This window comes from Streptomyces sp. NPDC055506 (genome assembly GCF_053643595.1).
In genome coordinates, this window is record NZ_JBSHKH010000194.1 from 1 (window position 1) to 10,938 (window position 10,938).

9 protein-coding genes are annotated in these 10,938 nt (G+C 71.6%); 1 reads left to right on the top strand and 8 read right to left on the bottom strand.

The features are described from left to right. The 8 genes from ACWIF2_RS38345 to ACWIF2_RS38380 all read right to left on the bottom strand — a co-directional run. Positions 1 to 1,798 (bottom strand): 2Fe-2S iron-sulfur cluster-binding protein (locus tag ACWIF2_RS38345; RefSeq protein WP_454366021.1); only part of this gene is annotated, 1,798 nt, incomplete at its 3' end. Beyond that, positions 1,795 to 2,688 carry an FAD binding domain-containing protein gene (locus ACWIF2_RS38350; protein ID WP_382836586.1) on the bottom strand — a complete coding sequence of 298 codons (894 nt, stop codon included), beginning with the start codon at positions 2,686 to 2,688 and terminating at the stop codon, positions 1,795 to 1,797. The genes ACWIF2_RS38350 and ACWIF2_RS38345, both read right to left, overlap by 4 nt. A 259-nt stretch (positions 2,689 to 2,947) precedes the next feature. Further along, a complete protein-coding gene (locus ACWIF2_RS38355; protein WP_454366023.1) occupies positions 2,948 to 4,576 on the bottom strand; it encodes a beta-N-acetylhexosaminidase in 1,629 nt (542 codons plus the stop codon). Position 4,577: 1 nt separating this feature from the next. Further along, a complete protein-coding gene (locus tag ACWIF2_RS38360) occupies positions 4,578 to 5,423 on the bottom strand; it encodes a carbohydrate ABC transporter permease (protein WP_454366025.1) in 846 nt (281 codons plus the stop codon). After that, positions 5,420 to 6,391: a carbohydrate ABC transporter permease gene (locus ACWIF2_RS38365; RefSeq protein WP_454366027.1), complete on the bottom strand. Its 972-nt coding sequence runs from the start codon at positions 6,389 to 6,391 to the stop codon at positions 5,420 to 5,422. The genes ACWIF2_RS38360 and ACWIF2_RS38365 overlap by 4 nt, the downstream gene beginning before the upstream one ends. 416 nt (positions 6,392 to 6,807) lie before the next feature. Then, positions 6,808 to 8,106: an extracellular solute-binding protein gene (locus ACWIF2_RS38370; protein ID WP_454366029.1), complete on the bottom strand. Its 1,299-nt coding sequence runs from the start codon at positions 8,104 to 8,106 to the stop codon at positions 6,808 to 6,810. Positions 8,107 to 8,316: 210 nt separating this feature from the next. Next, positions 8,317 to 8,598 carry a DUF3039 domain-containing protein gene (locus tag ACWIF2_RS38375; protein WP_010039914.1) on the bottom strand — a complete coding sequence of 94 codons (282 nt, stop codon included), beginning with the start codon at positions 8,596 to 8,598 and terminating at the stop codon, positions 8,317 to 8,319. 29 nt (positions 8,599 to 8,627) lie between these two features. After that, a complete protein-coding gene (locus tag ACWIF2_RS38380; protein WP_184593481.1) occupies positions 8,628 to 9,200 on the bottom strand; it encodes a YqgE/AlgH family protein in 573 nt (190 codons plus the stop codon). A gap of 252 nt (positions 9,201 to 9,452) precedes the next feature. On the opposite strand from ACWIF2_RS38380, the gene murA reads away from it, so the two are divergent. Continuing rightward, complete coding sequence (gene murA / locus ACWIF2_RS38385) at positions 9,453 to 10,793, top strand: UDP-N-acetylglucosamine 1-carboxyvinyltransferase (protein WP_382499960.1); 1,341 nt, start codon at positions 9,453 to 9,455, stop codon at positions 10,791 to 10,793. The last annotated feature ends 145 nt before the right edge of the window (positions 10,794 to 10,938 follow it).

Here is a 10,938-nt window from a genome sequence, read left to right on the forward strand (position 1 = left end):
GCGGTACGCAGAAGCCGCACTGCACGGCGCCGCAGCGCGCGAGCGCCCGCTGGACGTCCGAGGGCTGCCCTTCCTCGGCCAGGCCCTCGACGGTACGGACCTCGCTGCCGGCGGCGGTCACGGCCGGGACCAGGCAGGACGCGACGAGCCGCCCGTCGACCTGGACGTTGCACGCCCCGCACTCGCCCTGCGAGCAGCCGTCCTTGGCGCCGGCCAGGCCGAGCCGCTCGCGCAGCACGTACAGCAGGGACTCGCCGATCCACGCGTCGGTGACGGGGCGGTCGGTGCCGTTGACGCGCAGGACGTAGGAGGCGAGGGGGTGTTCCTCCTGCGGGAGGGCGGGCGCGTCCTGGGATGCGGGGGCCGCGTCGTCCGGGGCGCCGGAGGGGTCCTGCGGTGCCGGGTCGTCCGGGGTCTCGCCGTCGGCGGCCTCCGGTCCGGCGTCCGTGTCCGCGTCCGCCATGGCGGGGAGGGGCACGGCGACCGGCTCGGCGGGGTCGTCGGCGCCCGCTGCGGCGCCCGGGGCGTCCTCGGCGGGCCCGTCGGCCTCACCGGCCTCACCGGTCCCGGGAGCGGCCTGTGAGGCGTCCTGGACGGCCTCCGGGGGCGCGGCTGGGTCGACGTGTTCGGCGTGTGTCTCGTACGGCTGGGCGGGCGCGGAGGGCGCGGGGTGCTCGTCCGGGTGTCCGGCGGGGCGGCCGGACGGTTCCGGTGCGTGACCGGGTACGCCGGACGGCTCCGCCGCGTGCCCGGGGCCGTGCTCGCCCCTGTGATCGGCCCCGTGCTCGCCGCCGACCCCGTGATCGCCGCCGTGCTCGACACCGTGCCCGACTCGATGGCCGGCGAAGCCCGACGGCTCCGGCGCATGACCGAGCCCCCCGGGCTGAGGTGCGTGGCCACTGCCCGGCGCCTGGTGCGTCGGGTCCGTCTCCTGCGGCAGGGGCCCGGCGGGCGGCTCCTCCGGGGCGTGCGTGCTCTGGTCCGGCGCGTACGCGGCGGCCGGTCCGGCGAGCCCCTGCGGCCCGTGGCCCTGCTCGTGTTCCCGCGGGTAGCCCGGTCCGGCCTGCTCCTGCCCCGGGGCGTCCTGCTGGGCCTGCTGTCCCCACGGCTCGCCCGCCGCCTGGGTCGCCCACGGTGCGGGCGCGCCGCCCGGCAGCGTGGCCGGCGGGTTGCCGCCGCCCCACTGCTCGACCAGCGAGGAGGTGGTGAACTCGCCCGACTCGTCCGGAAGGTCGCCCCCGGCGACGGGGATGGACCACTGCCCGGTCACGTCATGGCCGGGCGCGGGCTCCGCCGCCGCGGCCTCCTCGAAGGTCCACTGCCCGGTGGCTCCCGGGTTGTACGTGAACCGGTCGTCGCCGCCGTGCTGCCCCGCCCCGGAGTCGGAGCCGTACGGCGTACCGGAGCCGTAGGGCGCATCGGAACCGTAGGGCGCATCGGAACCGTACGGCGTGTCGGAGCCGTACGGCGGCTGCTCGGCGACCTCGTGGCCCTGCTGCTGGTGCGCCGCGTGCGGGTCGTGCCACTGAGCGCCGTCGACGGGCGCTCCGGGCACCGGCCACCCGCCCGTGGCGGCCGGGTCGGTTCCGGCGGTCGTGGCGGGGTCGACCGTTATCTGCGGCGGTACGTAGCCGTGGCCGGGCGCGGCGAGGGGGCTGTCGGCGGCCAGCAGGGCGTCGATACCCCCCTCGGGGAGCTCGACGAAGGCGGTGGCGCCGTCGTCGTACTCGCCTTGGGGCAGCGGGTCCCAGCGGCTGCCGCCCCGGGGTGTGCCCTGTCCGTGCTGGTCGTCGGTCACGACAGCGCCCTCCCCAGTGCTCGTCGGGCCAGCGCGGCGACGGTGCGCCGCAGGTGCAGTACGGCGGGCGGAAGCTGCGGTACGGAGCCGTCCTCGGCCGGGGCCGCGTCGGGGATGCAGGCCGTGGCGACGTACTCCCCGAAGGCGTTCAGCGCCTCCGGAACGATCGCGCGGTTGTTGTCCCAGTCGATGAGCCGGCCGACCCACTCCTCGGCCTCGAGGGGCCGCAGCGCCATCGGCGCTATGGCGCCCACCGCGCAGCGCACACCCCGGCGCGCGGGGTCCAGGACCAGGGCCACGGACGCCACCGCGCGCCCGGGGCCGGTGCGGCCGGTCGCCTTCAGGAAGACCTGCGGGGCGTGCAGCAGCGGCACGCGCACGTAGCCGATGAGTTCACCGGCGCGCAGCATGTCCATCCCGGCCAGCAGGTGCGACACCGGGATCTCCCGGCGGGCTCCGCCCGGGCCCGCGATGATCAGTGTCGCCTCCAGGGCGGCCAGGACCGGCAGCGCGTCACCGGTGGGGGCGGCCGAGGCGATGTTGCCGCCCAGGGTGCCCGCGTTGCGGATGTGCGGCGGGCCCGCGGCGCGCGCGGCGGCGGCCAGCGCCGGGATCAGGGCCGCGAAGTCGGGGCGTCCCATGCGCGCGTGGGTGAGGCCCGCGCCGAGCAGCGCGTGACCGTCCTGGTACTGCCAGCCGCGGATCTCGCTGATCCGGCCGAGTCCCACCAGCGCGGCGGGCCTGAGCTGCCCGGAGTTGACGGAGGCCATCAGGTCGGTGCCGCCCGCGACGGGCACGGCCGCGGGCACGGCGGTGAGCGCCGCCACGGCCTCGTCCAGCGTCGTGGGCAGCGTGACGGCCTGCGCCGCCTGCGGTGCGTGCGTGGTCAAACCGGCTGCCCCTTCCCGCTGCCCCACCTGGTCCCACCTGTGCTGCCGTACGGTACGTGCTGACAGGGCGGACGTGGCAACTCTGGCACATCTTGGCGAGAGCCGAAGACACGGGTCCGCTAGGAGGCATTCGCCCACCTCACCGGGGAGATGGTCCGTTTTCGCACGGGTTCACCAATGCATGCCGATTGGCACTTTCGGTGACCCTTGTGCGCATTTTCCGTGGCCTGTTCGAGCTGTTCGGTACCCGCGAGCGGTCCTACCGGTGGGGCGGCGCGCCGTCGATCGGGCGCCCCAGCACCCCTGGACGCCGCTGCCAGGGCAGCGGCCCGGCGGGGGGCCGGTAGCCGACGCCCAGGGCGTCGAGCCGCCGGTAGTGGGCCGTCATCCGGTGCTCGAAGCCGTCGAAGTCCCGTTCCGCCGGGGCGGGCAGGGCGCTCCAGGCGACCTCGGCGAAGGCCGCCAGCCGGGGGAACGCCTGGTAGTCCACGCGCGCCTGGTCCTCCATCACCTCGGTCCACAGGTTGGCCTGGGTGCCCAGCACGTGCCGGGCCTCCTCGGGCGTCAGCTCCGGCGGCACGGGCTCGAACCGGTAGACGTCCTCCAGGGTGCGCACCCACCCGATCGGTACCGGCTCGTCGGGGCCCGGGTCCTGACGGTGGTCCAGATACACCTGCTGCTCGGGGCACATGACCACGTCGTGGCCGGCCCGCGCGGCGGCGATGCCTCCGGCGTAGCCACGCCAGGAGGACACGGCCGCGCCCTTCGCCAGCCCGCCCTCCAGGATCTCGTCCCAGCCGATCAGCCGTCGCCCGCGCGCGGAGAGCCACGCGTCGAAGTGCCCGATGAACCAGGACTGGAGCTCGTCCTCGCCCGCGAGCCCCAGTTCCCTGATGCGCGCCTGGGCGGTCTCCGACCGCCGCCACTGGTCCTTGGGGCATTCGTCGCCGCCGATGTGGACGAACTCCGACGGGAACAGCTCGAGGACTTCCTCGAAGACGCCCTCGTAGAAGCGCAGGGTGTTGTCAGTGGGGGCGAGTACGTTCGGGTTGATTCCCCAGGTGTCCCAGACGGAGAGGGCGGTGGTGTCGATGACGTCGGTGTTGCCGAGTTCCGGGTACGCGGCGATGGCGGCCTGCGAGTGGCCGGGTACGTCGATTTCGGGGACGACGGTGATATGCCGCTCGGCGGCGTAGGCGACGATCTCCCGGATGTCGTCCCGGGTGTAGTAGCCGCCGTGCGGCTTCTCCTCCCACAGCGGCGAGGCGCGGTGGCCGGTTTTCGTACGGGCCCGCCAGGAGCCGATCTCCGTCAGCCGCGGATGCCGCTCGATCTCGATGCGCCAGCCCTGGTCGTCCGTCAGATGGAAGTGGAAGACGTTGAGTTTGTGCGCCGCCATCAGATCGAGGTAACGCAGGACGCCTTCCTTGGGCATGAAGTGCCGGGCGACGTCGAGCATCAGGCCGCGCCAGCGGAATCGGGGCGCGTCCTCGATCGTGAGGTACGGCACGGACCGGGCGTGGTCAGGGCCGAGCGGGGCCCTGCGGTACGCGTCGGGGCCGAGGAGCTGCCGCAGCGTCTGCGCGCCCCAGAAGACACCGGCCGCGCTGCCGCCCTCGATGAGGATGCCGCCGACGTCGCTGACGAGGCGGTACTCCTCGGGACCGAGTCCGGGGTCGAGCCGGAGCCCGATGCCGTCGCCGCCGGGTTCGCGTCCTTCGTGGAGGGGCAGGCCGGTGGCCTGGCCGAGGGCGGTGCGCAGCCAGCGGCCGACGCCCTCCGTCCCGGGGCCGGAGCGGAGCCGGGAGTTCGCCGTCAGCCGCACCGCGCCGGAGCCGGTGGTGGCGGTGGTGGCGATGTCGCGGGGTGCCGGAATCAGATCGGTCACGTCAGTCCTTCACCGCTCCGCCCAGTCCGGAGACCAGGCGCCGCTGTACGAGTACGAAGAAGACCAGGACCGGGATCGTCATCACCGTGGAGGCGGCCATGACGCCGCCCCAGTCCGGGTCGTCGGGCTTGTAGAAGACCAGCAGCGCCATCGGCAGCGTCGACTGGGAAGTGTCACTGATGATGAACGACTTGGCGAAGAGGAAGTCGTTCCAGGCGGAGATGAAGGAAAACACGCTGGTGGCCACGAGACCCGGCAGGACGAGGGGGAAAAGGATCTGCCAGAGGAATCGCGCCCGGCTCGCCCCGTCGATGTACGCGGCCTCCTCCAGCGCCTCCGGAACGCCTTTCACGAACCCCCGCAGCATCCAGATCGCGAAGGGCAGCGAGAAGGCGATGTGGGGCAGGATCAGCGAGCCGAGCGTGTTCAGCTGGCCGAAGTCCCGCATGAGGAAGAAGAGGGGGATCGTGAGGGCTTCCACGGGCACCATCTGGGCCACCAGAAACATGATCAGCAGGGTGGTCCTCAGGCGGAAGCGGAATCGTGTCACGGCGGTCGCGGCGAGAAACGCGATCAGCGCGGAGGCGATCACGACACAGCTCGCGACGACGAGGCTGTTGAGGAAGTAACGGCCGAATTCCTGCTGCCCGAAGACCCGCCGGAAGGAATCCAGGGAGGGCGCGAGAGTCCACGGCCGGGGCTCGCTCGACTCGATCTCCCCGGCCGGTTTGAAGGCGCTGAGCACCATCCAGTAGAGGGGGAAGGCGACGACGACCGCGATCAGCAGGGCCGAGGCCTCGGCGGCGAGCCGCCCCGGGCGGCGGACTCGAGTGCGTAGAAGATTCACAGTTTTTCCCCCTGCCGGCGCAGCAGCCGCAGATACACCAGCGTGACGGCGAGCAGGATCAGCAGCATCACGATGCCGATCGCCGAGCCGAGGCTGTACTGCGAGGACGCGAACGCCTGCTGGTAGGCGTAGACGTTGAGGACCAGGTTCTGGCCCGCGATGCCGCCGCCGTTCGTCATGACGTAGATCTGGGTGAACACCTTGAAGTCCCAGATGACCGACTGGATGGTGACGACGACCAGGATCGGCCGGAGCATCGGGGCGAGTACGGAGCGCCAGATACGCCACTGCGAGGCGCCGTCCAGGGCGGCGGCCTCCAGGACCTCGGAGGGCACGGCGCGGATACCGGCGTACACGGTCACCATCACGAACGGGAAGGAGCACCACACCACTTCGAGCAGGACGAGGAAGAAGGCGCTGATCCGCCCGTACGTCCATGAGTGGTCGCCGAGGCCCAGCATCCGGTTGACCGGGCCGAAGTCCGGGTCGAAGAGGAACAGCCAGACCGTGGAGCCGGTGACGGCCGGGGTCGCCCACGCGCCCAGCGCGGCCAGCATCAGCGCGAGCCTCGGTACGGCCCGCACGCGAGTGAGGAGCACGGCGAGGGCGCAGCCGACCGCGAGCGTGGAGACGACGCAGGCCGCCGCGAACAGCACGGTGGCGAGCAGCACCTGCCAGAACTGCGGGTCCCCGAACAGCTCGGCGTAGTTCGCGAACCCCTGGAACGTGGCCGGTTCGCCGCCGCTGACCTGGGCCTGGGTGTACTCGAAGAACGAGATCAGGCCGAGTTGATAGATGGGGTAGACGAGCAGCCCGCCGAGCACGACGAGCGCGGGCGCGAGATACAGCCACGGCGTCCAGCCGCCGGAGGCGCCGACGGCTCTGCCGGGCGCGGCCCGTCGCGCCCCCGGCCGCCCGCTCCGCGCCCCGCCGCCGACCGTGCCCGAAGGCCGGCGCGGCGGACCCACGCCCTCCTCGGCGCGGGCCTCGCCGGAAAGATCCCCGGCCGCCCCGGCCGGGCCGCCGGGCGCCGCGCCGACGCTCGCGGGAGCGGGAGCGGGAGCCGAAGCCGAACCGGGAGCCGAAGCCGAACCGGGAGCCGAAGCCGAACCGGGAGCCGAAGCCGAAGCCGGAGCCGGAGCCGGAGCGGCAGGGCCGCCTTGCAGCTCACGTGCGGCTCCCGCCGAGGCCTTCCCGACCGGACCGCCGGCCGCCCCAGCGGGCTCCGCAGGGCTCGCCCGATCGACTCCTGCCCCATCGGACCCGACAGGACCGCCCCCCGCCCCAGCAGTTCCCGCCGAGCCGGCACCAGGCGGATCGACCCCGGCGGCGTCGGTCCCGGCCCGGCCGGCTTCCGCCGATTCCGTACGGTCGTTCATCCGGCTCACCCGGCGGAGCCGAACGCGGTGTTCATCTTCTTCGCGGCGGCCTCGGAGGCGGCGGGCACGTCCTTCTTGCCCGCGATGACCTCCTGGAACATCGTCGGCAGGACGAGCGAGGAGTCGATCTGGGCCCAGGCGGGTGAGGCGGGGACGAACTTGGTGCCGGCCGAGAGCGTCCGCACGAAGGGCTTCACGAAGGGCTCCTCGGTCGCGACCTGCTGCCGTACGTCCGTGAAGGTCGGCAGGAAGCCCATCGCGCCGAAGAGCTCGGTCTGCGTCTTCTTGGAGGCGAGCTGTTCCATCAGCTCGACCGCGAGCGTGCGGTGCGAGGTGCTCTTCAGAACGCCGATGTTGTTGCCGCCGGCGAAGGCGGGAGCGATCGAGCCGGACTTCACACCCGGCAGCGGGACGACGGCGTACTTGCCCTTGACCTTCCCGGCCTCGACGGCGGTGTGGCTGAAGTCGCCGCCGATCGCCATCCCGGCCTTCCCGGCGGCGAAGGCGGAGATCGTGTCGTTGCCGCCCATGCCCGCGCACTTGGCGGCCGGACAGTTGTCGTCGCCGAAGAGGGACGTGTACGCCTTGATGCCCTTCTGGGCCTCGGGGCTGTCGATGCCGGAGGCGTACGAACCGCCCTTGCCGTTGGCGAGTTCACCGCCGTTGGCCCAGACGAACGGCATCGCGCCGTAGGTGTAGGCGCCGCCGACGACGAGCCCGTAGAGGTCGGGCTTCGCGGCGCGGATCGCGCGGGCGGTGGAGGCGAGTTCGTCCATCGTCTTGGGGGGCTTGAGACCCAGCTCCTCGAAGACGTCCGTGCGGTAGTACAGGGCGCGGACGCCGACGTAGAACGGGGCGCCGTACATCTTGCCGTCCACCGTCACCGACTGCTTCGCGGTCGGGTCGGTGTCCTTCGCCTCGCTCCAGTCCCCGAAGTCCTGCGTGACGTCGAGGAGTCCGCCGTCCTTCACATAGCCGGCCGTGTCGGTGTTGCCGTACTCCATGACGTCGGGAGCGGAGGCGGGGTCGTTGAAGGCGGCCTTGACGCGCTGGGCGCGGGTGTCGATCGGGATGTACTCGACGTTGACCTCGGTGCCCTTGTGGGCCTTCTCGAAGGCGGCGACGACCGAGTCGACGACCTTCTCCTTGGGGGTGTTGCCGACCTCCTGGAAGAGCCAGACACGCAGCGCGCCGGTCTTCTCGTCCTTGTCGGAGGAGGAGTTACTGGAGGTCTGGGGTGCGCAGGCGGTGGCCAGCAGGGCGGCGAGCGCCGTGAGCCCGGCAAAACGGACGGACAGCTTCATGAAGTGATCCTCCGAGGAGTGTTGCAACATGCGCAATGAAGGTTTCGCTGTGCACAACACATCGGAGGCTAGGGACTGCATGAACACGACCACAAGAGGTCTCAACCACTCTGTGACCGGCAGACGCGTCCCGCGCAACGCCCGGACAGCACAAAAGCCTCCAGGGCACGCAAAACGCACCCTGGAGGCCTTGGCCGCACGGGCCTGGCGCTACTTGTCGCCCTTGCCCTTGTCGTCGTCGCCGGAGCCCATGGACTCGTAGATCTCCTTGCACATGGGACACACGGGGTACTTCTTCGGGTCGCGGCCCGGCACCCACACCTTGCCGCACAGCGCCACGACGGGGGTGCCGTCGAGGGCGCTCGCCATGATCTTGTCCTTCTGGACGTAATGGGCGAAGCGCTCGTGGTCACCGTCACCGTGCGAGGTCTGCGGCGTCGGCTCTACGAGGGTCCCCGTACCAGTCCCGCGCTCGGGCTCGAGAGTGCTCATACGCCCCAGGGTACTGAAGCTCACACGCATCAGTTGAGCGAAGGGTCGTCCGGATACGTCGCCACCATCGCCAGCTCGCCCCGCTGGCGGCGCAGGACCTCGCGCCAGAGCCGCTCGGGACACGGCGACGAGACATCGCCCGGCTCCGACTCCACGACGTACCACGCGCCGTCCACCAGCTCGTCCTCCAGCTGGCCCGGGCCCCAGCCGGCGTACCCCGCGAAGATCCGCAGGGAGCCGAGGGCGGAGGCCAGCAGCTGCGGCGGGGCCTCCAGATCGACCAGGCCGATCGCGCCGTGCACCCGACGCCAGCCCAGCGGGCCGGCCTCCCCGGACGCGCCGCCGGGTACGACCGCGACCCCGAGGGCCGAGTCCAGCGAGACCGGACCGCCCTGGAAGACGACGCCCGGCTCGCCGGCGAGGTCCCCCCAGCCCTCCAGGATGTCGTTCACATCCACCGGGGTGGGGCGGTTGAGGACGACACCGAGGGAGCCCTCCTCGTCGTGGTCGAGGAGCAGCACGACCGCGCGGTCGAAGTTCGGGTCCGCCAGGGCGGGGGTGGCCACGAGCAACCGCCCTGTGAGCGAGGACACCTCGGTCATGCCAGACATGATCCCGCATCTTCCCTCCGTGTGGGGAGGCAATGCGGGGACGCGAGGGTACCCAGCTCAGGGCGCACCGGTGCGTTCCACGCGCACGGAAGTGACCGTGACCCCATGTGCCCGGCACGGAACGGTTCGTGTTGTGACAGAGCTATGACGTGTCTGGGTCTGACTCAGGCTTACAGAAGGGGGGTGGAGGGCGATTACCCTTTCCCTTCTGACCCCTGCCCGACTCCACGGAACGCGAGATTCATGACCGTCAACGACGATGTCCTGCTTGTCCACGGCGGAACCCCGCTGGAGGGTGAGATCCGTGTCCGCGGTGCGAAGAACCTCGTGCCGAAGGCCATGGTGGCAGCGCTGCTGGGCAGCGCTCCGAGCCGGCTGCGCAATGTTCCGGACATCCGTGACGTGCGGGTCGTGCGGGGTCTGCTGCAGCTGCACGGTGTGACGGTCCGTCCGGGGGACGAACCGGGTGAACTGGTGATGGACCCGACGCGCGTGGAGAGCGCCAACGTCGCTGACATCGATGCCCACGCCGGTTCGAGCCGCATCCCGATCCTGTTCTGCGGTCCGCTGCTGCACCGTCTCGGCCACGCCTTCATTCCCGGCCTCGGCGGCTGCGACATCGGCGGCCGGCCCATCGACTTCCACTTCGACGTGCTGCGGCAGTTCGGCGCGCGCATCGAGAAGCGGGAGGACGGGCAGTACCTGGAGGCGCCGCAGCGGCTGCGCGGTACGAAGATCCGGCTGCCGTACCCGTCCGTCGGCGCGACCGAGCAGGTGCTGCTGACGGCGGTCCTCGCGGAGGGCGTCACGGAGCTGTCCAACGCGGCCGTCGAGCCGGAGATCGAGGACCTGATCTGCGTTCTGCAGAAAATGGGCGCGATCATCGCGATGGACACCGACCGGACGATCCGCATCACCGGTGTGGACAAGCTCGGCGGGTACACCCACCACGCCCTGTCGGACCGGCTGGAGGCCGCGTCCTGGGCGTCGGCTGCGCTGGCGACCGAGGGCAACGTCTACGTCCGCGGCGCGCAGCAGCGCTCGATGATGACGTTCCTGAACACCTACCGGAAGGTGGGCGGGGCCTTCGAGATCGACGACGAGGGCATCCGCTTCTGGCACCCCGGCGGCCAGCTGAAGTCCATCGCGCTGGAGACGGACGTCCACCCCGGCTTCCAGACCGACTGGCAGCAGCCGCTGGTGGTGGCCCTGACCCAGGCCACGGGCCTGTCCATCGTCCACGAGACGGTCTACGAGTCCCGCCTGGGCTTCACGTCCGCCCTGAACCAGATGGGCGCGCACATCCAGCTCTACCGTGAGTGCCTGGGCGGCTCCGACTGCCGCTTCGGCCAGCGCAACTTCCTCCACTCGGCCGTCGTCTCGGGCCCGACCAAGCTCCAGGGCGCCGACCTGGTCATCCCCGACCTCCGCGGCGGCTTCTCCTACCTCATCGCCGCCCTCGCGGCCCAGGGCACCTCCCGAGTCCACGGCATCGGCCTCATCAACCGCGGCTACGAGAACTTCATGGAGAAGCTCATGGAACTCGGCGCGAAGGTCGAACTCCCCGGCAAGGCGCTGGGCTGACCTCACCCGGGCCCCACACCCGCCCGGCCGACACCCGCGGGGGTTCATATCCCCCCGGGACGGCCGTAAAGGTGGAACTGCCGGGCGAGGCGCTCGGATAGGCCTCCGTATACGCCGATGGGGCGGTCACCCGAACTCGGGTGAC